Origin of the sequence: Aeromicrobium yanjiei (assembly GCF_009649075.1) — a bacterium.
GTDB lineage: Bacteria > Actinomycetota > Actinomycetes > Propionibacteriales > Nocardioidaceae > Aeromicrobium > Aeromicrobium yanjiei.
In genome coordinates, this window is the sequence record NZ_CP045737.1 from 982,127 (window position 1) to 1,003,252 (window position 21,126).

Annotated in this window: 20 protein-coding genes; 10 read left to right on the top strand and 10 right to left on the bottom strand. The window is 70.3% G+C overall.

Annotated features, from left to right (window positions below):
- Positions 1-62 precede the first annotated feature (62 nt).
- Entirely contained in the window at positions 63-2,804 is a 2,742-nt protein-coding gene (locus tag GEV26_RS05015; RefSeq protein ID WP_153652045.1) for a glycoside hydrolase family 3 C-terminal domain-containing protein, read from the top strand.
- A 54-nt stretch (positions 2,805-2,858) separates the two neighbouring features.
- Here the strand turns inward: GEV26_RS05015 and GEV26_RS05020 are convergent, their stop codons facing one another.
- The 3 genes from GEV26_RS05020 to GEV26_RS05030 are packed head-to-tail and all read right to left on the bottom strand — an operon-like array spanning position 2,859 to position 5,269.
- The gene (locus GEV26_RS05020) at positions 2,859-3,476 is read right to left on the bottom strand and encodes a TetR family transcriptional regulator (RefSeq protein WP_243838933.1); all 618 of its coding nucleotides are present in this window, start codon (positions 3,474-3,476) and stop codon (positions 2,859-2,861) included.
- Positions 3,477-3,486: 10 nt separating this feature from the next.
- Entirely contained in the window at positions 3,487-4,509 is a 1,023-nt protein-coding gene (locus tag GEV26_RS05025; protein WP_153652047.1) for a phosphotransferase family protein, read from the bottom strand.
- A 4-nt stretch (positions 4,510-4,513) separates the two neighbouring features.
- Complete coding sequence (locus GEV26_RS05030) at positions 4,514-5,269, bottom strand: SDR family oxidoreductase (RefSeq protein ID WP_153652048.1); 756 nt, start codon at positions 5,267-5,269, stop codon at positions 4,514-4,516.
- A 429-nt stretch (positions 5,270-5,698) separates the two neighbouring features.
- Here GEV26_RS05030 and GEV26_RS05035 point away from each other — a divergent pair, with 429 nt between their 5' ends.
- Genes GEV26_RS05035 through GEV26_RS05045 form a run of 3 tightly spaced genes read left to right on the top strand, consistent with a single transcriptional unit; the run spans position 5,699 to position 8,182 of the window.
- Positions 5,699-7,207: an acyl-CoA carboxylase subunit beta gene (locus GEV26_RS05035; RefSeq protein ID WP_243838934.1), complete on the top strand. Its 1,509-nt coding sequence runs from the start codon at positions 5,699-5,701 to the stop codon at positions 7,205-7,207.
- Entirely contained in the window at positions 7,207-7,434 is a 228-nt protein-coding gene (locus GEV26_RS05040) for a biotin/lipoyl-binding carrier protein (protein WP_153652049.1), read from the top strand. The genes GEV26_RS05035 and GEV26_RS05040 overlap by 1 nt, the downstream gene beginning before the upstream one ends.
- Positions 7,435-7,453: 19 nt before the next feature.
- Positions 7,454-8,182 carry an acyl-CoA thioesterase gene (locus GEV26_RS05045; RefSeq protein WP_153652050.1) on the top strand — a complete coding sequence of 243 codons (729 nt, stop codon included), beginning with the start codon at positions 7,454-7,456 and terminating at the stop codon, positions 8,180-8,182.
- Between the two features lie 20 nt (positions 8,183-8,202).
- Here the strand turns inward: GEV26_RS05045 and GEV26_RS05050 are convergent, their stop codons facing one another.
- Together GEV26_RS05050 and GEV26_RS05055 are read right to left on the bottom strand one after the other, a co-directional pair.
- Positions 8,203-8,610, bottom strand: coding sequence for a globin (locus tag GEV26_RS05050; protein WP_153652051.1), 408 nt, complete (start codon positions 8,608-8,610; stop codon positions 8,203-8,205).
- Positions 8,607-9,545: a mechanosensitive ion channel family protein gene (locus GEV26_RS05055; RefSeq protein WP_153652052.1), complete on the bottom strand. Its 939-nt coding sequence runs from the start codon at positions 9,543-9,545 to the stop codon at positions 8,607-8,609. The genes GEV26_RS05050 and GEV26_RS05055 overlap by 4 nt, the downstream gene beginning before the upstream one ends.
- 33 nt (positions 9,546-9,578) lie before the next feature.
- Between GEV26_RS05055 and GEV26_RS05060 the strand changes: the two genes are divergently transcribed.
- The gene (locus GEV26_RS05060; protein ID WP_153652053.1) at positions 9,579-9,860 is read left to right on the top strand and encodes a hypothetical protein; all 282 of its coding nucleotides are present in this window, start codon (positions 9,579-9,581) and stop codon (positions 9,858-9,860) included.
- A 7-nt stretch (positions 9,861-9,867) separates the two neighbouring features.
- Here the strand turns inward: GEV26_RS05060 and GEV26_RS05065 are convergent, their stop codons facing one another.
- Together GEV26_RS05065 and GEV26_RS05070 are read right to left on the bottom strand one after the other, a co-directional pair.
- On the bottom strand, positions 9,868-10,623 hold the full coding sequence (locus GEV26_RS05065; protein WP_153652054.1) for an SDR family NAD(P)-dependent oxidoreductase: 756 nt from the start codon (positions 10,621-10,623) through the stop codon (positions 9,868-9,870).
- Positions 10,624-10,660: 37 nt separating this feature from the next.
- The gene (locus GEV26_RS05070) at positions 10,661-11,803 is read right to left on the bottom strand and encodes an acyl-CoA dehydrogenase family protein (protein WP_153652055.1); all 1,143 of its coding nucleotides are present in this window, start codon (positions 11,801-11,803) and stop codon (positions 10,661-10,663) included.
- Between the two features lie 66 nt (positions 11,804-11,869).
- Between GEV26_RS05070 and GEV26_RS05075 the strand changes: the two genes are divergently transcribed.
- Complete coding sequence (locus tag GEV26_RS05075) at positions 11,870-12,448, top strand: TetR/AcrR family transcriptional regulator (protein ID WP_153652056.1); 579 nt, start codon at positions 11,870-11,872, stop codon at positions 12,446-12,448.
- A 38-nt stretch (positions 12,449-12,486) separates the two neighbouring features.
- On the opposite strand, the gene GEV26_RS05080 is transcribed toward GEV26_RS05075, so the two are convergent.
- Genes GEV26_RS05080 through pepN form a run of 3 tightly spaced genes read right to left on the bottom strand, consistent with a single transcriptional unit; the run spans position 12,487 to position 16,814 of the window.
- A complete protein-coding gene (locus GEV26_RS05080; RefSeq protein WP_153652057.1) occupies positions 12,487-13,419 on the bottom strand; it encodes a glucosyl-3-phosphoglycerate synthase in 933 nt (310 codons plus the stop codon).
- Positions 13,412-14,281 carry a dihydropteroate synthase gene (folP, locus tag GEV26_RS05085; protein ID WP_243838935.1) on the bottom strand — a complete coding sequence of 290 codons (870 nt, stop codon included), beginning with the start codon at positions 14,279-14,281 and terminating at the stop codon, positions 13,412-13,414. Before folP ends, GEV26_RS05080 begins: the two co-directional genes overlap by 8 nt.
- A 13-nt stretch (positions 14,282-14,294) precedes the next feature.
- On the bottom strand, positions 14,295-16,814 hold the full coding sequence (gene pepN / locus GEV26_RS05090) for an aminopeptidase N (RefSeq protein WP_153652058.1): 2,520 nt from the start codon (positions 16,812-16,814) through the stop codon (positions 14,295-14,297).
- Between the two features lie 72 nt (positions 16,815-16,886).
- Between pepN and GEV26_RS05095 the strand changes: the two genes are divergently transcribed.
- From GEV26_RS05095 to GEV26_RS05110, 4 genes are read left to right on the top strand one after another with little or no spacing between them, the layout of a single operon-like run.
- The gene (locus GEV26_RS05095; protein ID WP_153652059.1) at positions 16,887-18,035 is read left to right on the top strand and encodes a glutamate--cysteine ligase; all 1,149 of its coding nucleotides are present in this window, start codon (positions 16,887-16,889) and stop codon (positions 18,033-18,035) included.
- Positions 18,032-18,673, top strand: coding sequence for a mycothiol-dependent nitroreductase Rv2466c family protein (locus GEV26_RS05100; protein ID WP_153652060.1), 642 nt, complete (start codon positions 18,032-18,034; stop codon positions 18,671-18,673). The genes GEV26_RS05095 and GEV26_RS05100 overlap by 4 nt, the downstream gene beginning before the upstream one ends.
- A 2-nt stretch (positions 18,674-18,675) precedes the next feature.
- Positions 18,676-19,566, top strand: a complete 891-nt coding sequence (locus GEV26_RS05105; protein WP_153652061.1) for an alpha/beta hydrolase — start codon at positions 18,676-18,678, stop codon at positions 19,564-19,566.
- A 16-nt stretch (positions 19,567-19,582) separates the two neighbouring features.
- A complete protein-coding gene (locus GEV26_RS05110) occupies positions 19,583-21,118 on the top strand; it encodes a CDP-glycerol glycerophosphotransferase family protein (protein WP_153652062.1) in 1,536 nt (511 codons plus the stop codon).
- The last annotated feature ends 8 nt before the right edge of the window (positions 21,119-21,126 follow it).

A 21,126-nucleotide genomic window follows, 5' to 3' on the forward strand; every position in this document is an offset into this window, starting at 1 on the left:
GCACGCCGCGGGGGCGTGGCCATCAGGGTCATGTCACGGCGTCATCGAGGGGAACCACCAGCATGAGACGAAAGGTCCTTGCCACCGCAGTGGTGGCCGCACTGACGGGGACGGCGGCGTTCCAGGCCGTCACCACGACAGCGTCGACGGCATCGAGCTCGCACGGAACGAGCGATCCCGTCTACCTGAACACCCGCTACTCACCGGAGGAGCGGGCCGCCGACCTCGTGTCGCGGATGACGCTCGCCGAGAAGGCCAGCCAGATGAACAGCAGCCGCGCCGCGGCGATCCCACGCCTGGGCGTCGCAGCGTACGGCTGGTGGAACGAGGCCGCGCACGGCGTCGCGCGCGAGCAGACGACCGACAACAGCAACCCGCCGATCCTGACCAACACGACGTCGTACCCGGTGTCGCTGTCGCTGGGATCGACCTGGAACCCCGAGCTGATGTACGACGAGGCGAGCCTGATCGGCGACGAGGCCCGCGACGTCGTGCAGGACAACCAGCGCGATCTCGACTTCTGGTCGCCGACGGTCAACCTCGGACGCGACCCCCGCTGGGGCCGCAACGACGAGACCTACAGCGAGGATCCCTACCTGACCACCGCGATCGCGTCGAAGTTCGTGAACGGCATGGAGGGCAAGGACGAGAACGGCAGGCTGCTGCGTGAGGGCAGGGGCTATCTCAAGACCCTGACGACGCTCAAGCACTTCGCGGCCAACAACAGCGAGTTCAACCGCCGCAACGGCTCGTCCGACATGGACGACCGCACGCTGCGCGAGTACTACACCGCGCAGTTCCGCAGCATCGTGCAGAAGTCGCAGCCGGGCTCGATCATGAGCTCGTACAACCGCGTCAACGGGACCCCGGCCGCCGCCGACGTCTACCTGATCGACACGCTGGCCCGCAAGACCTTCGGGTTCAAGGGCTACTTCACGTCCGACTGCGACGCGATCTACGAGATCCAGGCCGGCCACAAGTGGCAGCCGCCGGGATATCCCCGCCCGCTGAACCAGGTCGAGCGCCACGCGTTCGCCAACAGCGCCGGCGAGGACCTGGACTGCAACCAGGGCTACCACGACCAGTACAACTACGCGAACACCGTGCCGACCGCGGTCGCGCAGGGCATCACGACGCAGACAGGTCTCTACACCGAGAACGACGTCGACGTCTCGGTCGTCCGGCTGTTCACCGCCCGCATGCGGCTCGGCGAGTTCGACGACGAGTCGAAGGTCCCGTGGGTCCGTGAGGCCCGCAAGCGCCTCGCGCCCGGCACGTGGACCAACAGCGACGCCAACAACGCCGTCACGCAGACGCCCGAGCGGCTCGCGATGGCCCGCAAGGCTGCGGACCAGAGCCTCGTGCTGCTCAAGAACGACGCCGTGAAGGCCTCGGGCAAGCGTGCCGCCACGCTGCTGCCGCTGCAGGTGCCCCGTCGTGGCTCCTACAAGGTCGCCGTGGTCGGACCGTACGCCAACCCGGAGTCGATGTACCTCGGTGGCTACAGCAGCATCCAGGGCGCAGCCGGCAAGGCCAACCAGGTCAACGGCTTCCAGGGCATCTCGAAGGCCGTCAAGGCCATCGACCCGCAGGCCACGGTCGACTACCTGCCGGGACTCTCGGCCGACCACAACACGGTCATCGCGGCCGACGTCGCCAAGACCAAGGGCTACGACGCCGTCGTGGTCTACGCCGGCACCGACAACAAGACCGCGGACGAGGACACCGACCGCAAGTCGCTCGCGCTTCCCGGGGCGCAGGCACAGCTGATCGAGCAGGTCGCCGACGCCAACCCGCGCACGGTCGCCTACCTCGAGACGATGGGTCAGGTCGACGTCGAGTCGTTCAAGGCCAAGGTGCCCGCGATCCTGTGGAGCTCCTACAACGGTCAGCGCAAGGGCGAGGGCCTCGCGGACGTGCTGCTCGGTCGCCACAACCCGAGCGGCCACCTGCCGTTCACGTGGTACCGGTCGGTCGACCAGCTGCCCGACATCGCCGACTACGGCATCCGCCCGACCGCGACGACCCAGGGTCGTACGTACCAGTACTTCACCGGACCGGTGTCGTACGCGTTCGGTCATGGCCTCGGCTACTCGTCGTTCCGCTACTCCCAGGTGCGCGTCGACCGCTCGTCGGTGGACGCCAACGGCCGGGTGACGGTCACGGCGAGGGCGACCAACACGGGCCGGGCGACCGGCACGGACGTCGTGCAGCTCTACGCGGCGACGCCCGACGCCAGCCCCGCCCTCGAGCGGCCGATCAAGCGACTGGCCGGCTTCGAGCGGGTGACCCTCAAGCCGGGTCGCAGCACCACGGTCCGCATGCAGGTCAAGATCGCCGATCTCGCGTTCTACGACGAGGCGCGCAAGCGCTACGCCGTCGACCAGGGCCGGTACGAGCTGCAGCTGGCGTCGTCGGCCCGGAACGTCCTGGGTCGCGCGACGACGAGGGTGCGGGGCTCGCTCGACGCGGTCCCGTCCGTCGTCACCGCGAACCCGCACACCGCGGCGGACGCGGCGCGGGACGTCCCGCAGCGGGTGTTCTTCGCCAAGGGCGACGTGATCGACCCGCAGGTGACCGTGACCCTGAGCGACGACCGGATCTTCGGCCACGTCACGAAGGGCAGGAGTGTCGACCTCCCGGCCGGCATGACGGTGACCTACCGGAGCAACCGGCCCCAGGTCGTCGACGTCTCCCGCCGAGGGGTCGTCAAGGCCACGGGCAAGGGCGTCGCGACCGTGACCGCGAAGGTCCGGTACCACGGCAGGACCGCGACCGGCACGTTCGTGGTCCACGTCGGCTAGCCCGACGCACGGCAGGACGGCCCGTCCCCCTCGGGGGGCGGGCCGCTCTGCGTGTCAGGTGTGCTCGGCGCTCAGCAGGTACGCCGCGAGGAGCCGCTTCAGCTCGATGATCGACTCGCTGTGCTCCTGGCCGTCACGGATCGAGAAGTTCAGCATCGAGTAGACGACGTGCACGAGCACCTCGGCCATGATCGTGCGTCGTTCGCGGGGGGTGCTGGGCGTCAGGGGGGCCAGCGCACGGGCGACCTCGGCGGCCAGCTCGCGCTCGGTGACGGCCGCGGTGGCCCGGGTCGCCGGGGTCGACTGCACCGCGAGCCACACGGCCCGCCGGGACGGGTCGTTGACCCACAGCGCGGCCATGTGGTCGATGAACCGGTCGAGGAACTTGAGCCAGTCCAGCGACGGGATGGCCTCGGCGAAGCTCTGCAGCTCGTGGCGCACCGCGACGGCGTCGACGCGGTCGAGCTCGCACACGATGACGTACTTGTTCTGGAAGAACTGGTAGAGCGTCCCGATGGGCAGGCCGGCGCGGCTCGCGACCTCCTCGCACGTGAACGACTCGAAACCCACCTCGAGCAGCAGCTCACGCGCCACCAGCAGCAGGTGGTCGAACTTCTTGTGGCTGCGCTCCTGGGTCGGGCGGCGCCGGGGTTCGAGGATCTCGGCCGTCACGGGCGCCACCCTAGCGTGAAGCGGCCCGTCCCGCGTCGATCAAGGGGGCGATCATGTCGCCGATGCCGTCGAAGCCGGTGCCGACGGTCTGTCCCTGCGAGTGGCGAAAGTGGATGCCCTCCAGGATGACTGCGAGCTTGAAGAACGCCAGCGACAGGTGGAATCCGATGTCGCCGACGTCGCGTCCCGACCCCGCGGCGTAGCGCTCGACGACCTCGTCGTGACCGAGGTAGCCCGGCGCCCGCGGCGCGTCCGTCACGACGGCGCCGCCCTCGACGGGGGCCACCTCGCCGAGCTGCTGGTAGGCCAGCAGCAGCGCGACGTCGCTGAGCGGGTCACCGAGGGTGCTCATCTCCCAGTCCAGCACCGCGGTGACCTGGTCCGCGTCGTCGACCAGGAGGTTGTCGAGCCGGAAGTCGCCGTGGACGATCGTGCCGTCCCCGGACTCCGGGACGTTCGCGTCGAGGTACGCGACGAGCTCGTCCATGCCGGGCAGCTCGCGGCTGGTCGACGCGGCGAGCTGCTTCTTCCAGCGCGACACCTGGCGACCGACGTAGCCGTCGGGGCGGCCGAACTCGGCCAGCCCGACCTCGCGGTGGTCGACCGCGTGGAGCGCCACGAGCGTGTCGACCATGCGGCCGGTGATCTCGCGGGTGCGCTGCTCGCCGAGCTCCTCGAGCTGCGACGCGCGGGCGTACGGCGTGCCGCTCACCCGCTCCATGACGTAGAACGGGGCGCCGAGGACCTCGGTGTCCTCGCACAGGGCGATCATGCGCGGCACCGGGACGTCGGTGGGCGCGAGCGCCGCCATGACGCGGTGCTCGCGGGCCATGTCGTGCGCGGTGGCGAGGACGTGCCCCAAGGGGGGACGCCGGACGACGTAGTCGTGCACGCCGTCGGTGACGAAGTACGTCAAGTTGGACTTGCCGCCCGTGACGAGAGTCGCCTCGAACGGTCCGGCCACGGCGTCCGGGGACTGCCGGGCGAGCCATGCCGCCACGGCCGCGCTGTCCAGCCCCTTGGGGTCACTCATGTCGTCAGTCCTTCGGTCCGCCGGCCACGTAGATGACCTGTCCCGAGACGAAGCCGGCCCCCTCGCTGACGAGGAACGACGCGGTGTGGGCGATGTCCTCGGGCTGTCCGACGCGCTGCACCGGGATCTGCTCGGCGCTGTACTTGATGAAGTCGTCGAACGGCACCTTCATGCGCTCGGCCGTCGCGGCGGTCATGTCGGTCTGGATGAAGCCCGGCGCGATCGCGTTGGCGGTGATGCCGAACTTGCCGAGCTCGATCGCGAGCGTCTTGGTGAAGCCCTGCAGTCCGGCCTTGGCCGCGGAGTAGTTCGCCTGGCCGCGGTTGCCGAGCGCCGACGTGGACGACAGGTTGACGATGCGGCCGTAGCCCGCCTCGGTCATGTGTCGCTGCGCGTACTTGGACATCAGGAACGAGCCCCGCAGGTGGACCCCCATGACCAGGTCCCAGTCCTCGACCGACATCTTGAACAGCAGGTTGTCGCGCAGGATGCCCGCGTTGTTGACCAGGACGGTCGGGGCGCCGAGGCCCTCGACGATCGTGTCGAAGGCGGCGGCGACCTGCTCCTCGTTGCTCACGTCGGCGCCCACGGCGAGGGCCTTGCCACCCGCGGCGGTGATCGCGTCGACGGTCGTGGCGCACGCGGAGGCGTCGAGGTCGACCACGGCGACCTGGAATCCGTCGGCGGCGAGACGCTGGGCGACGGCGGCGCCGATGCCTCGTGCGGCGCCGGTCACGATCGCGGTACGGGTTTCACTCACGGTGTTCTCCTCCAAGGGGACGGTCTAAGCGCTTGCTTAGTGGCACGGTATCGCAGGTCACCCCGCCTGCGCGAGGGATTGCGCCCCGCCTCCAGTTGCCCGTAACCCTCATCGCCCGTCCCGTGCCCGCGCCAAGGGGACGCACGATGAGGGTTTGTGGTCGCTCCGGCTGCCCGTAACCCTCATCGCCGGTCCCGCGTCCGCGCCGGGGGGACGCAGGGTGAGGGTTTGCGGTCGCTCCGGCTGCCTGTAACCCTCATCGCCCGTCCCGCGCCCGCGTCGGGGGGACGCAGGGTGAGGGTTTGTGGTCGCTCCGGCTGCCCGTAACCCTCATCGCCGGTCCCGCCACCGCGCGCACTGGCGCGGCAAATATGAGGGATCCCTCATCTTTGTGTATAGTTGAGGAAAACCTCATGTTTAGGAGTCGACGTGTCGAAGCTCGATCACCCCACGGTCGTCGAGGCCGCAGGGCCTGCTGACCAGCGCGAGGTGCTCACGCAGCGCCGAGCCGCCCGGTTCGCACGCGTCGAGCCCAAGGGCAAGAGGGTCTACACGGCCCGCGAACGGGCCGAGATGCTCCTCGACGAGGGCTCCTTCGTCGAGATGACGCCGATGCGCTCGGCGGGAGCAGGCGCCGGCAGCGGTGTCGTCGCGGGGTGGGGCACGACCGACGGCCACTCGGTCGTCGTGGTGTCCCACGACGCGGCGGTCGCGTCCGGCGCGATCGGCGCCGTCATGGCCGAGAGCATCCAGAAGGCCCAGCGGTTCGCGATCGACAAGGGCTACCCGATCGTCTACATCAACGACTCCGGCGGAGCCCGCATCCACGACGGCATCTTCGCGCTGCACGGATGCGGCGGCATCTTCGCCCTCAACATCGAGGCGCAGAGCCGCATCCCGCAGATCTCGCTGATCCTCGGGCCGTGCGCGGGCGCCGCGGCGTACTCGCCGGCGCTCACCGACTGGACGATCATGGTCAAGGAGCAGGGGCAGATGTTCCTGACCGGCCCCGACATCGTCAAGGCCGCGACGGGTGAGGACGCGACCGCCGAGGACATCGGCGGCTCGGCGCTCCACACCCAGGTCAGCGGTGTTGCCCACCTCGAGGTCGACAGCGAGGAGGAGGCCTTCGACGCGACCCGGCTGCTGCTCTCGTTCCTGCCCACGCACAAGGGCGGCAAGCAGAAGCGCCACGACTCGGTCCCGGCCAACCCCCGGGCCGCCGCCGCGCTGCCGACGCTGGTCCCGGAGAAGTCGAGCGTCGTGTTCGACATGAACAAGCTGCTCGACGGGGTGCTGGACAACGGCGCTCGCCTCGAGCTGATGCCGACCCACGCGCCGAGCATCCTGACGCTGTTCGCCCGGCTCGACGGTCACGCCGTGGGCGTCCTGGCCAATCAGCCCAACGCCCGCGGCGGCATCCTGGACTCCAAGGCCTCGGTCAAGGCCGCCCGGTTCGTGGAGTTCTGCGGCCGCTTCGACCTGCCCGTCCTGACGTTCGTCGACGTGCCCGGCTTCCTGCCCGGCACGGTCGAGGAGGGGCGCGGAGTCATCACGCATGGCGCCAAGCTCCTCAAGGCGTACGTCGAGACCAAGAGCCCCAAGCTCACGGTCGTGGTGCGCAAGTCCTACGGCGGTGCGTACATCGCGATGGGCTCGGCCTCGCTCGGCGCGCACGCCAACTGGGCGTGGTCCGGCTCGGAGATCGCGGTGATGGGTCCCGGTGGGGCGGTGGCGCTGCTGCACCGCCGCGCCCTCAAGGAGGCCGAGGAGCCCACGGTCCTGCGCGACGAGCTCGCCGCGGTCTATCGCGAGGAGGTGGCCCGCCCGTACCTCGCGGCCGAGGCCGGCATCGTGGACGACGTGATCCACCCCGAGGAGACCCGGGACCGCATGATCGGTGCGATGCGCATGCTGACCCACGGCGCGGGTGAGTGATGTTCCTCGCGCGCGCAGAGATCGTCTCGAACGTCTGGAAGATCGTCGCCCGGGAGGGCGACCAGGTCGGTCGCGGTGACGTGCTGGCGGTGCTGGAGTCCATGAAGATGGAGATCCCGCTCGTGGCACCCGTGAGCGGTCACGTCAGCAAGATCCTGGTGGAGCTCGGGCAGATCGTCCAGGAAGGTGACCCCGTCATGGAGATCGACGAGACGGCGAGCGCCTGACGTCTGGCATCATCGGCGGGTGCCCGTCGACTCCCACACGTACGAGCTGCCCATGCGCTGGGCCGATCTCGACTCCCTGAACCACGTCAACAACGTCGTCTACCTCGACTACGCGGCCGAGGCGCGGGCGGCCCTCGTGGACGCGGGCCTGCCCGTGGACGACGGGGCCGTCGCGGAGATGACGGTGCGCTTCCTGCGACCCATGGCCCTCGGGCACGATCCGGTCAGGGTCGAGTCGAGGCTCACGGACGCCGGGCTGACGCAGGACGTCTGCGTGGTCCGCGACGGACAGCGCACCGATCACGCGCAGGTCGTCACCAGCTTCGCCCCGCGCGAGGACGCGGTGCCGCGGGTCCACGCCGAGCCCAAGGACGTACGGGTGCGGCGTGCCGATCTGGACGCGTCGGGCGTGGTGCGCCCCACCAAGGTGTTCGAGCTCTTCCAGGAGATCCGGGTCCTCCACGTGGCGACCAGGATCGACGTGCTCCTCCCGGGCAGCTTCGTCGTCGGGACCTCCCGGGTGGCCCTGCGCCGCTCCATCGTCTGGCGCGACCAGCCGTACACCGCCGGCACCTGGATCAGTCGCGTCGGTCAGGCGTCGTTCGAGATCCGGTGCGAGATCACCGACGGCACCCACGTGCTCGCGGACTCCACCACGACGCTCGTCGGCTTCGACCTGGCCACGCAGTCGTCCCGTCGCTTCGGCGACCTCGAGCGCGCGCAGCTGCTCGCGCTCGTGCAGGACTGAGGCGGCTCGGCCCGCTCAGCTCAGCCGTGCGAGTTCACCATGAACTGCGCGGCGTGCTGGACGTACGCCCAGAACTGCGCGTCGTGCTCGGGGGACAGGTCGGCCTTGTCGAGCGCGGCACGGAAGTGCTTGAGCCAGTGGTCGCGGGCGCGCTCGTCGACGACGAACGACACGTGCCGCATGCGCAGGCGGGGGTGGCCACGCTGCTCGGAGTACGTCGTGGGGCCGCCCCAGTACTGCTCGAGGAACATCGTGAACCGATGCGCGGCAGGGGCGAGGTCCTCCTCGGGATACAGCGGCCGCAGCACCTCGTCGGTCGCGACACCCTGGTAGAAGGTGTCCACGATCTGCTTGATCGTGTCGTGGCCGCCGATCGCGTCGTAGAAGGTCTGCTCAGCGCCGGTCTGCTCAGCGTCTTGGGTGCTCATGCCTCTTCACCATTCATGTGGACTGTCGGGAACGTCGTGGGGATGCGGATGCCCGCGCGGTCGAACTCGGCCTTGATGCGCCGACGCATCGCCCTCGCGACCAGCCACTGCTGCGCGGGGGCGGTCTTCAGCACGACGCGGACCACGACACCATCCTTGTCGAAGCGCTCGACGCCCCAGACCTCAGGTGCCTCGATGATGACGTCGTGGAACTGCGGCTCCTCGTAGGTCGAGGTGGCCACGTCCTGCAGGATCTGCTGGACCTTGTCGAGATCGGCTTCGTAGGAGACCGTGACGTCGAGGACCGTCCGCGCCCAGTTCTGGCTCTGGTTGCCGACCCGGAGGATCTCGCCGTTGCGGACGTACCAGACCGTGCCGTTGACGTCGCGCAGGCGGGTGACCCGCAGCCCGACCGCCTCGACCGTGCCGGACGCCTCACCGAGGTCGACCGTGTCACCGACGCCGTACTGGTCCTCGAGGATCATGAAGATGCCGGACAGGAAGTCCTTCACCAGGTTCTGGGCGCCGAAGCCGAGCGCGACGCCGACGATGCCGGCGCTCGCGATGATCGGGGCGATGTTGATGCCCAGCTTCGCGAGCGCCGAGATCGTGACGACCGCCATGATCATGCCGGTCGCGACGCTCTTGAGCAGCGAGCCCATCGTCTCGGCGCGCTGCTGGCGTCGCTGGTGGACGGCGGGCTTCAGGTCCGCGAGGAACTCGCCGGCCCGCGAGTTGGCGATGACGCCCGGCACCGCGCCCTTGCCGGCGCGGGCGACCAGGCGGTCGATCGAGCGGCAGACGAACCAGCGGAACGCGAGGCCGACGACGATGACGAGCAGGATCGCGCCCGGAGTCGCCACGAACCAGTCCCAGGCGCGCTCTGCGGGGATGTCCCAGTCGACCTTGAAGGTGTTCTCGTCGAGGTGAGGCATTGCTCCAGCCTACGGGTGGATACGATGGACCCCATGAGGACTCCTGCTCGCCTGTTGACCGTCGCCCTCTCGTTCGCCGTGCTGTTCGTCGCGGGCTCCGCCGCGGCCATGGCCGACGCCCCCACGGGTGGCGCGTGGCCCGACGGCGAGAAGAAGAGCACGCTCGACCTGCTGCTGGTCTTCGGCGGTGGCACCCTCGTGCTGTTCGTCGTGGTGTCGCTCTTCGGCCTGCTGACCGCGCGCAACAACTACGTCCCCCCGTCGCCGAGCACCGAGCTCTCGACGACGGGCGACCACACGCCCAAGCACCGCTGAGCGACTCCTAGCGCGGAGCCATCCGCAGGGCGCCGTCCATCCTGATGGTCTCGCCGTTGAGGTAGTCGTGGTCGACGATCATCGTCACCAGCTTGGCGTACTCGCCGGGCTCGCACAGGCGCTGCGGGAACGGGATGCCCGCGGCCAGGCCGGCCCGGAACTCCTCGCTGACGGTCGCGAGCATCGGCGTGTTGACGATGCCGGGCGCGATCGTGCAGACCCGGATGCCGTACTGCGCGAGATCGCGGGCGGCCGGCAGGGTCATGCCGACGATGCCGCCCTTGGAGGACGCGTACGCGACCTGGCCGATCTGGCCGTCGTACGCCGCGATCGAGGCGGTGTTGACGATGACGCCGCGCTGTCCGTTCTCGTCCGGCTCGGTCGCGGCGATGGCCTCCGAGGCCAGCGCGAGCACCGTGAAGCTGCCGACCAGGTTGATCTGGACGATCTTGGCGTACAGGCCGAGGTCGTGGACGCCCTTGCGGCCGAGGATGCGTGCGGACGGGCCGATGCCGGCGCAGTTGACGACCGTGCGCAGCGGCGCGCCCTCGCTCGCCGTGGCGACCGCCGTGCGGACCTGCTGCTCGTCGGTGACGTCGGCGGCGAGGTAGGACACGCCGGGCACCTGCGGCGCCTGCTCGATCGCACCCGGGAGGTCGATCGCGTAGACGGTGGCGCCCTTCTCGGCGAGGGCGAGTGCGGTCGCGGCGCCGAGCCCGGAGGCTCCTCCGGTCACGATGGCTGCGGTGTCGTTGAGCTGCATGGTTCTCTTCCTTCAGTGTCGCTGGGGGTGGGTGGGGTCAGCGTGCGAGGTTGCGGCTGATGACGAGGCGCTGGATCTGGTTGGTGCCCTCGAAGATCTGCATGACCTTGGCCTCGCGCATGAAGCGCTCGGCCGGGAAGTCCTTGGTGTAGCCCGCGCCGCCGAGCACCTGCACGGCGTCGGTGGTCACCTTCATCGCGTTGTCGGTGCAGACCATCTTGGCGATCGACGCCTGCCGCGAGTACGGGCGTCCGGCGTCCTTCAGGCGGGCAGCGGCGAGGTACGTCGCGCGGGCGGACTCGACCGCGGCGGCCATGTCGGCCAGCACGAAGGCGAGGCCCTGGTGGTCGATGATCGCGCGGCCGAACGTCTCGCGCTCCTTGGCGTACCGGACCGCGACGTCGAGCGCCTCCTGCGCCAGGCCTGTCGCGACCGCAGCGATGCCGAGACGGCCGGCGTCGAGCCCGGCCAGCGCGATCGACAGCCCCTGGCCCTCCTCGCCGAGGCGCCGCTCGACCGGGACGCGGACGTCGTCGAACAGCATCGTGGCCGTCGTGGACGACATCAGCCCCATCTTGCTCTCGGGGGTGTCCGCGCTCAGGCCGGGCGTGTCGGCCGGGACGAGGAAGCAGGAGATCCCGCGCCCGCCGTCATCGCTGGTGCGCGCCATGACCTTGTAGAAGTCGGCCTTGCCGCCGTGCGTGGTCCACGCCTTGGCGCCGTTGATGACGTAGTCGTCTCCCTCGCGCACCGCGCGGGTGCGCATCGCGGCGGGATCGGAGCCGGCGTGGGCCTCGGACAGGCAATACGCGCCCAGCTGCTCACCCGAGAGCATCTCCGGCAGCCACGACTCCTTCTGCTGCTGCGTGCCGGCCGTGAACAGGCCGAAGCACGACAGAGCGTGCACGCTGACGCCCACACCCACCGACGCGGACGCGGACGCGATCTCCTCGAGCGCCTGGAGGTACACCTCGTACGACTGCCCGCCGCCACCGAGCTCCTCGGGATACGGCAGCGACAGCAGGCCCGCACGCCCCAGCGTGCGGAAGATCTCGCGGGGGAACTCCGCACGTGCATCGAGATCGGCGATCACCGGCCGCAGGTCCTTCGCGACGATGCTGCGCGTCAGCTCGATCAGGTCGGTGGACTCCTCGGTCGGCATGAGACGTTCGGCCGGCATGTTCCCTCCTCAGTGGGTCAGTACCAGGCACAGTACCGGAGGATCATCTCTGGTACCGTCCGGGGCATGGCTCAGCGAACCGCGACGGCGCGCACGTCCGCGCTGCTCGACGAGCTCGTCCCGGTGATCCTCGCCGAGGGATTCCTCGACCTGAGCATGGCCGACGTGGCCCGGCGCCTGCGCTGCTCGAAGAGCACCCTGTACGGCATCGCCGCCAGCAAGGAGCAGCTGCTCGTCACGGTGGTGCGGACGTTCTTCCGCGGGGCGACCGAGCGGGTCGAGCGGGCCGTCGCGGACGCCGGCACGCCCATGGACCGCATCGGGGTCTACCTCGAGGCGATCTCGGTCGAGCTCGCACCCGCGTCGCCGCAGTTCTTCGCCGACGTCGACGCGTTCGAGCCCGCGCGGGAGATCTACCGCGACAACACCCGCGCCGCGGCCCGCCGCGTGCAGGAGCTGGTCCAGCAGGCCGATCCGTCGGCGGACGCGCGCTTCATCGGTGCCGTGGCCGGGCAGGTCATGGAGTCGATCCACCGGGGTGACATCCGGGCCTCGACCGGCCTCGACGACTCTGCGGCCTACCGCTCCCTCGCCGAGCTGATCGTCGCGGGGCTGTTCGGGGGCGGTGCGCTCGCGTCCACGTGAGCCCAGCCGGTGGACGCGGGCGCACCGCCGCAGGGGGCTCAGGGGCTGAGGACGTCCCGCATCGGCGGGCGCTGGACCGTGGTGGTCGTGCGCTCGCCCATGCGCATCTCGGTGCCCTCGCGGTGGAACACGACCGCGGTGCTCTCGACGGACTCCCGCACCCCGGGTGCGGTGCGGAGGTCGAAGGCGGCCTGCACGTGCTGGGCCATCGCGCTGAGCGCCGCGAGGTCCTGGTGGCGGTGCCGCCGCAGGCCGAGGTCGACCTGGGCCATCGCCGAGAGGCCGTGCTCGCGCAGGACGTCGATCATGAGCCCGATGTCGACGCCGTAGTCCGAGACGAACGGGATCGTGAGCAGGGCGTCGGCGCGGAACGCGCACTCGCCCGCGAGCGGCTGGACGAACCCTGACAGCAGGGGAGTGCGGTCCAGGATGAGTGGCCGCGCGACGAGCTCGGTGACCCGGCCGCCGCCCGACGAGCGTGGCGGGCCGGACGACCACGGGCGGTCGTAGAACGCCTTGACGAAGACGAGGTCGTCCTCGAGAAGGAGGGGGCCGAGCAGGCCGATCACGAAGTCGGCGGTGAACTCCTGGACGTCGGCGTCCAGGTAGATGCCGATGTCGCCGGTCATGACCGCGAGGGCCTTCCACATCGCCTCGCCCTTGCCCGGGCGGCTGCCCACGTGCGGGACGACCTCGTCGACGTGGAACACCGTCGCCCCGGCCTCTGCCGCGATGTCGGCGGTGGCATCGGTCGAGTGGGAGTCGATCACGATGATCTCGTCGACGAGCGGCACGCGGTCCATCAGCTCCGAGCGCAGCGTCGTCACGATCGCCCCCACGGTGGCTGCCTCGTCGCGTGCGGGGATGAGGACGCTGACGCGGGTGTCCCGCTTCGCGGCGACGAGCGCGGCCGGGTCGAACTGGTCGAAGCGGTACGTGTGGGTGTCGAACCACGCCGCCGCGTCACGCAAGGCCGCGCACCGCCCGGGCCGGGGGTCGGTCCCCGCGGATGCTCGCCACCATCTCGAGCACCCGCAGAGTGCCCGGGACGTCGTGGGCGCGGAACGCCGCCGCACCGGCCGCCGCGGCGAGGGCCGTCGCCGCGAGGGTGCCCTCGCGGCGCTGGTCGACCGGCTGCCCCAGCGTCTCGCCGATGAAGTCCTTGTTGGACAGCGCCATGAGCACGGGCCACCCGGTGGCGACGAGCTCGTCGACGCGGCGCAGCAGCTCCAGGCCGTGCCACGTGTTCTTGCCGAAGTCGTGCGTGGGATCGATCAGGACGCCCTCACGCGGCACGCCTCGCGCGACCAGCGCCTCAGCCGCTCGGGTGGTCTGGTCGATCACGTCACGGACCACGTCGTCGTAGTGGATGCGGTGCGGACGCGTGCGCGGCACCGCGCCACCGGTGTGCGAGCACACGAAACCGAGCGAGAACTCGGCGGCGACGTCGGCGAGCCCCGCGTCGGCGCCTGCCCAGGTGTCGTTGATGAGGTCGGCGCCGGCCTCCGCGCACCGGCGGCCGACCTCGGCGCGCCACGTGTCGATGCTGAGGACCGCGTCGGGGAACTCCTCACGCACCGCGGCCAGGAACGGCACCGTGCGCCGGATCTCCTCCGTGACGTCGACCTCGGACCCCGGGCCGGCCTTCACGCCGCCGACGTCGATGATGTCGGCGCCGGCGGCGATCGCGGCCCGCACGGCGTCCCGGGCCGCCCCGTCGGCGTACGTCGCACCCTTGTCGAAGAACGAGTCGGGCGTGCGGTTGACGATCGCCATCACCAGCGCACGGTCACGACGGACCCGCCGGCCGCGAAAGACCAGGTCGACGGTCACGGGGCCCCGCCGGTCAGGACGCGGCCTGTGCCTTGAGGGCGCGAGCGAGGTCGTCGCGGCCCTCGGACACGTAGCGGACGGCCGCGGCGTTGGCCTGGGTCGAGGAGAGCCAGGCGTCGACCTTGTCGAGGGTCGTCTGCGACGGGTTCGCGAGCGGGAACAGATAGACCAGGGCGACCTGGCCGATCCAGACGCCGAGGTCGTCGACGATCGTCGAGGCCATCTCGAGATAGCGGTCGACGAACGGCTCGAGCACGTCGGCCTGGCCCGAGACCTGGAACGCGACCGCCGTCTGGCGCCGGGTCTCGTTGGGCGTCGACGGATCGACCGCCGCGGCCTGCCACGCGGCCTCCTTGGCCTCGGCCAGCGGGCGGATCGCCCGGGCCGCGGCCGCCCGCTCCTTGCCCGAGATCGTGTTGTCGGACTCGAGGGTCGCATCGATCTCGGTCTCGTCGGCCTCGCCGAGGCGGGCCAAGGCCGTGATGAGCGTCCAGCGCAGGTCGGTGTCCAGCGTCAGCCCCTCGAGCGAGCCGTCGAGCAGCTCGCGCAGGAACGTCGGGCTCGACGCCGCGGAGGCGTACGCGCGCACGAGCGCCAGCTGGTGGTCGCTGCCGGGCTCGGCGGCGTCGACGAGCGACCGGAGGCCGGACTCCCAGCGGGCCTGGAGCTCGGGGCGCGCATCGTCCGCGGTGTAGAGGTTGACCGCGCTGTTGCCCTGGCGCAGCAGGGAGCTGACGGCGGTCAGATCGGTCTCGGAGCCGACGCCGGCGAGGACGAGGGTGACGAAGTCGGCTCCGGAGAGCTCGGCGTCGCGGGTCATGTCCCACGCCGATCCCCAGCACAGTGCACGGGGGAGCGACTCCTCGAAGGTCGCGATGCTGTCGACGAGGGTTGCGAACGAGCGCTCGTCGAGACGGATCTTGGCGTAGGTCAGGTCGTCGTCGTTGAGCAGCACCAGGTCGGGCTGGCTGCGGCCGATGAGCTCGGGGATCTCGGTGGACGCACCGCGGATGTCGGTCTCGACCCGCTCGGTGCGCACGAGCTTGCCGTCGACGCGGTCGTACAGGCCGATCGCGATGCGGTGGCGGCGCAGCGTCGGGTACGCCTCGATCGCGGTCTGCTCGACCGAGAACGACGTGAAGGCGCCCGCGTCGTCGGTGTCGAACGCCGCGCGGAGCGTGTTGACCCCGGAGGTCTGCAGCCACTCCTTGCTCCAGTCGCCGAGCTCGCGGCCCGAGGCCTGCTCGAGCTCGACCAGCAGGTCCGACAGCTGGGTGTTGCCGTAGGCGTGCTTGTCGAAGTAGGCGCGCAGACCCGCGAAGAAGTCCTTCTCACCGACCCAGGCGACGAGCTGCTTGAGCGCGGAGGCGCCCTTGGCGTACGTGATGCCGTCGAAGTTGGCCTCGACCGCGTGCAGGTCGTAGTTGTCGGCCGCGATCGGGTGGGTCGAGGGCAGCTGGTCCTGGCGGTAGGCCCAGTTCTTGCGGGCGTTGGTGAAGCTCGTCCACGCATCGGTGAAGCGGGTCGCGTTGGTGGAGGCGTGCGAGGCCGCGAACTCCGCGAACGACTCGTTGAGCCACAGGTCGTCCCACCACTTCATGGTCACGAGATCGCCGAACCACATGTGGGCCATCTCGTGCAGGATCGTGTTGGCGCGGCTCTCGTACGCTGCGACGGTCTGGCGGCTGCGGAAGATCATCTCGTCGCGGAACGTCACCGCGCCGGCGTTCTCCATCGCGCCCATGTTGTACTCCGGCACGAACAGCTGGTCGTACTTGCCGAACGGGTACGCCATCTCGAACGCGCCCTCGAAGAACTCGAAGCCCTGCTTCGTGATGAGGAAGATGTCGTCGGCGTCGAGGTGCTCGCGGACCGACTGGCGGCAGAAGATGCCGAGCGGGATCTCGCCGTACGGCCCGGAGTAGGAGTCGGTGACCGAGACGTACTCGCCCGCGATGAGGGCCGTGATGTACGTCGACATGCGCTTGGTCGGTGCGAAGTGCCACGTGGAGACGCCGTCGGCGCCGGCCTCGGGCTCCGGGGTGGGGGAGTTGGACACGACGGCCCAGTGCGACGGGGCGGTGACGTGGAAGACGAACGTCGCCTTGAGGTCGGGCTGCTCGAACGTCGCGAACACGCGGCGGGCGTCCGGCACCTCGAACTGGGTGTAGAGGTAGACCAGCCCGTCGACGGGGTCGACGAAGCGGTGCAGTCCCTCGCCCGAGTGCGAGTAGGCCATCGTCGCGTCCACGACCAGGGTGTTGGTCTCCTGCAGGCCGTCCAGCGGGATGCGGCTGTCGGCGTAGACCGAGGGGTCGACCGGCTCGCCGTTCAGGGTGATCGAGGAGATCTCGGCGTCCACGAGGTCGACGAACGTCGAGGCGCCCGGGGTCGCGCCGAACGTGATCGTCGTCACGGAGCCGAAGCGGCTCTCGGAGTCGAGGGTGAGGTCGAGCTGGACGTCGTACGTCTCGGTGGAGACGGTCGAGGCGCGCTCGCTGGCTTCTTCGCGGGTGAGATTCGTACCAGGCATGTGACCATGCTTTCACGGGTCCCGGCCCCCGACGAGTCGGGTGGACCGGCCGGGGTCGGGCAGGATGGTGCCATGCAGATTCCGTTCGCAGCCTCCGAACGATCGACCGTCGGGATCGAGTGGGAGCTCGCCCTGGTCGACTCCGACTCCGGTGACCTGCGCCAGGTCGCGCAGACGGTGCTCGACGCGGTCGCCCCCGAGGGCGCCGATCAGCACCCGCACATCCGCCAGGAGCTGTTGCTCAACACCGTCGAGGTGGTCTCCGGCGTGTGCCGGACGGTCGGCGAGGCGGGCGCCGACCTGCAGCGCGCGATCGACGAGATCCGTGAGGTGACCGATCCGCTGCGCGTCGAGCTCATGTGCGCCGGCACGCACCCGTTCGCGAACTGGACCCATCAAAAGGTCACCGACAAGGAGCGCTACGCGACCCTCATCGACCGTACGCAGTGGTGGGGCCGGCAGATGCTGATCTACGGCGTGCACGTGCACGTGGGCATCGAGGACCGCGACAAGGTGCTGCCGATCAGCCGGGCGATGCTGACCTACTACGGCCACCTCCAGGCGCTCAGCGCCTCGTCGCCGTTCTGGGGCGGCAAGGAGACGGGGTACGCCTCGAACCGCGCGCTGATGTTCCAGCAGCTGCCGACCGCCGGGCTGCCGTTCCAGTTCGAGGAGTGGGGCCAGCTCGAGGGCTACGTCGAGGACATGCTGCACACCGGCGTCATCGACGTGTTCGACGAGATCCGGTGGGACCTGCGGCCGTCCCCCAAGTTCGGCACGCTGGAGGTGCGCGTGTGCGACGGCATCCCGACGATGTCGGAGCTGCTGAGCATCTCGGCGCTGACCCACTGCCTGGTCGAGCACTTCTCGTCCGAGCTCGACGCCGGACGCGAGCTGCCGACCATCCCGCCGTGGTTCGCGCAGGAGAACAAGTGGCGCTCGGCCCGTTACGGCATGGACGCGATCCTCATCCTCGACAAGCACGCCGAGGAGGACCTCATCACGACCGACCTGCACCGCCTGCTCGACACGCTCGAGCCCGTGGCCGAGCGCCTCGGCTGCGTCGAGGAGCTCGGCGGGATCCACGACGTCGTCGCCGGCGGGGCCTCCTACCAGCGCCAGCGCCGGGTCGCGGCGCTCAACGGCGGAGAGCTCGACGCGGTGGTGGGCTCGCTGGTCGAGGAAATGCGCGCGGGCCGTCCGGTGTTGCATCCGTCATGACCTCCACCGACACCGCCACCGCGCCCGCCGACACCGATCTGGAGAACGTCGACTTCTGGTTCGACCCGTTGTGCCCGTTCGCCTGGATCACCTCCCGCTGGATGCTCGAGGTGGAGAAGGTCCGCCCGGTCCACACGACGTTCCACGTCATGAGCCTGTCGGTGCTCAACGCCGACAAGGACGTGCCGGAGGATTACAAGGAGATGCTCGAGCGCGGCTGGGGCCCGGTCCGCATCGCGATCGCGGTCGAGCAGCAGCACGGCACCGAGGCGCTGCGCCCGTTCTACACCGCGATCGGCACCCGCAAGCACAACCAGGACCGCGAGTTCGACAAGGAGATGTACGTCGAGGCGCTGGCCGAGGCCGGCCTGCCGACCGAGCTCGCCGCTGCCGCCGACGACGCGTCCCTCGATGACGCCGTCCGCGCATCGCACCAGGGCGGCATCGAGCGCGTCGGCGAGGAGGTCGGCACGCCCGTGATCGCCCTCGGAGGCGTGTCGTTCTTCGGCCCGGTCCTGCAGAGCATCCCCAAGGGCGAGACCGCCGGCACGGTCTTCGACGGCGCTCGCGCGCTCGCCTCGTTCCCGGACTTCTTCGAGCTCAAGCGCTCGCGCACGGGCGAGCTGTCGTTCGACTGAGCATGAGCCTGCACCCCGCGTCCCGGACGCTTCTCGCGCAGCTCGAGGCCGATGACGAGCTCCGGCTCCCGGGCGACCTGGACGCGATCCGCTCGGGCGCCCGTGCGGCGGCGATGGCTGCTCCGAAGATCGGCCTCGACTGGGTCGACGACGTGGACGCGGACGGCGTCCCGTGCCGGCTCTACCGGCCGCGGGTCGGCGCCCCCGTCGCGCTGTACGTCCACGGGGGCGGCTGGGTGCTGCACGACCTGGAGACGCACGACGCCTTCTGCCGCTACCTCGCGCACCGGACCGGCTGGGCGCTGCTCGCGGTCGACTACCGCCGCGCCCCCGAGCACCCGTACCCCGCACCCCTCGACGACGTGCAGACCGCCGCACGCTGGCTGCGTTCCCACGCCCGCGAGCACCGGGTCGACGCCTCCTTCCTGCCGGGGATCGGCGACTCGTCCGGCGCCAACCTCGTCGCAGGCCTGTGCGTGCGCGATCCCTCGGCCCTGGACTTCCAGGTCCTGATCTACCCGCCCGTGGACCGCCGTGCCGAGCTGCCGCCGCAGCTGGCCACCGCAGCCCTGGACGGCGAGACGATGGACTGGTTCTGGGACGCGTACGCCCCGGGGGAGGCAGCGGACCACCCGGAGGTGTCGGTGACCCGTGCGGCCAACCTCGCCGAGCACCCCGCGGCGTACGTCCTGACCAACGAGCACGACGTGCTGCGGGACCAGGCCGAGACGTACGCCGCCCGGCTCGCGGAGGCCGGGGTGGACGTCGTCGCCCACCGTGCGCTGGGGATGGTCCACTCGTTCTGGCGCCAGCCCGAGCTGTTCGAGGCTTCGCGATCGGCCGTGGTGACGGTGGGCGCACTGCTCGACACCCGCAGGTCTGGCACGCGCTGACTGGCATACTGTCCGGGTGACCCCGGACGTGCCGACCGATCAGGCCGTCGCGGAGACCCCGATCGACCTGCGGCGTCGTCACCGGCTCATGTTCGTCGCGGCGTTCGGTGTGCTGCTCGTCGCGACCATCCTGCTCGAGCGTGGGCTGGTGCCGATCCTCGTGGTGGCCGCGCTGACCCTCGCCGCCCTCATCGACCCGCGGCTCGGCGAGCGTCCGCCGTGGACCCATGGTCTCCCGGGCGTCCCCGACGGTCCGCCGAAGCAGAGCCGGATCCCTCCGGTGGTCTACCTCGTGTCGAGCGTCGTCACGCTCGTCGCGACCGCGGTGCTCGTCGCGCTCGGCCCCCCGGCGTGGGCCTTCGTCGTCCTGGCCGTGCTCGCGGCGGCGGCCTGGTTCGTCTCCGCGGAGAGCGCGTGGCGCTACGCCCTGCACTCGTGGCGGGTGCGCCGCGGCCTCCGGGCGTACGCCCCGACGACGGCGATGGGCTACGCGGGCCGGTCGGGTGCGCCGTGGCAGCTGCGGATGTGGGAGCCCTACATCCTGCGCTCGGGCGAGCCGAACATCGTGATCAACCTGCACGAGAAGTACGCCCGGATGATCCTCAAGGACGCGGGCCTGTCCTCGCCGTTCGTCCAGCTTGGATCGCGCGGCTTCGACGACCTCGACGGCGTGCTGGTGCCCTCGCTCAAGGCCGTGTTCTACGTGCAGAACGCGCGGGCGAACGCGGGCTTCATGGCGCACAAGCGGCTCACCCACGTGTGGCTCAACCACGGCGACTCCGACAAGCCGGCCAACTTCAACCCGCGCCACGCCCTCTACGACAAGCTGGTCGTGTGCGGCCAGGCCGGCATCGACCGCTACGCGAACCACGGCATCCACGTCGATCCGGAGAAGTTCGTGATCCTGGGCCGGCCGCAGGCCTCACGGGTCAAGCAGGCGTACGGGCCGATCGCGGACCGCGATCCCAAGGTCGTGCTCTACGCGCCGACCTGGCACGGGCTCGACGACGCGGTCAACTTCTCCTCCCTCGAGCGCGGACCCGAGATCGTGCGGGCGCTGATCGAGCGCGGCGTCACGGTCATCTTCCGGCCCCATCCCCTGAGCTATCGCTGGCGCATCCGGCGCGCCGTCGTCCAGGAGATCCGCGAGATCCTCAAGGCCGACAAGTCGACGTCAGACCGCAAGCACCTGTGGGGACGCACGGTCGACAAGAAGTGGACGGTCGCGGGCTGCGCCAACCGCTCGCACGCGCTCATCTCCGACGTGTCCAGCGTCGTGTCGGACTACCTGCAGTCGGAGAAGCCCTACGCGATGACGAGCATGCGGGCGTCCGTCGAGGACTTCCGGGCGGAGTTCTCGGTGGCCGAGACCGCGTACGTGCTGCTCGGCGACCTGTCCAACCTCGACGAGGTGCTGGACGACCTGCTCGTGCGCGACCCGCTGGCCGAGGAGCGTCGCGAGCGCAAGCGCTACGTGCTGGGCGACTTCGTGGGCCGCGAGTCCGAGGACGCCTTCGCCCAGTTCGTGCGAGAGCTCGTCCGAGGCGCTTGACGCACCGG

Bases quoted from the DNA above. Each gene is read 5' to 3' on its own strand.
- GEV26_RS05015 (WP_153652045.1), top strand. From the start codon at position 63: ATGAGACGAAAGGTCCTTGCCACCGCAGTGGTGGCCGCACTGACGGGG.
- GEV26_RS05025 (WP_153652047.1), bottom strand. From the start codon at position 4,509: ATGAGTGACCCCAAGGGGCTGGACAGCGCGGCCGTGGCGGCATGGCTC.
- GEV26_RS05040 (WP_153652049.1), top strand. From the start codon at position 7,207: ATGTTCCTCGCGCGCGCAGAGATCGTCTCGAACGTCTGGAAGATCGTC.
- GEV26_RS05050 (WP_153652051.1), bottom strand. From the start codon at position 8,610: ATGAGCACCCAAGACGCTGAGCAGACCGGCGCTGAGCAGACCTTCTAC.
- GEV26_RS05055 (WP_153652052.1), bottom strand. From the start codon at position 9,545: ATGCCTCACCTCGACGAGAACACCTTCAAGGTCGACTGGGACATCCCC.
- GEV26_RS05060 (WP_153652053.1), top strand. From the start codon at position 9,579: ATGAGGACTCCTGCTCGCCTGTTGACCGTCGCCCTCTCGTTCGCCGTG.
- GEV26_RS05065 (WP_153652054.1), bottom strand. From the start codon at position 10,623: ATGCAGCTCAACGACACCGCAGCCATCGTGACCGGAGGAGCCTCCGGG.
- GEV26_RS05070 (WP_153652055.1), bottom strand. From the start codon at position 11,803: ATGCCGGCCGAACGTCTCATGCCGACCGAGGAGTCCACCGACCTGATC.
- GEV26_RS05075 (WP_153652056.1), top strand. From the start codon at position 11,870: ATGGCTCAGCGAACCGCGACGGCGCGCACGTCCGCGCTGCTCGACGAG.
- pepN (WP_153652058.1), bottom strand. From the start codon at position 16,814: ATGCCTGGTACGAATCTCACCCGCGAAGAAGCCAGCGAGCGCGCCTCG.
- GEV26_RS05095 (WP_153652059.1), top strand. From the start codon at position 16,887: ATGCAGATTCCGTTCGCAGCCTCCGAACGATCGACCGTCGGGATCGAG.
- GEV26_RS05100 (WP_153652060.1), top strand. From the start codon at position 18,032: ATGACCTCCACCGACACCGCCACCGCGCCCGCCGACACCGATCTGGAG.
- GEV26_RS05105 (WP_153652061.1), top strand. From the start codon at position 18,676: ATGAGCCTGCACCCCGCGTCCCGGACGCTTCTCGCGCAGCTCGAGGCC.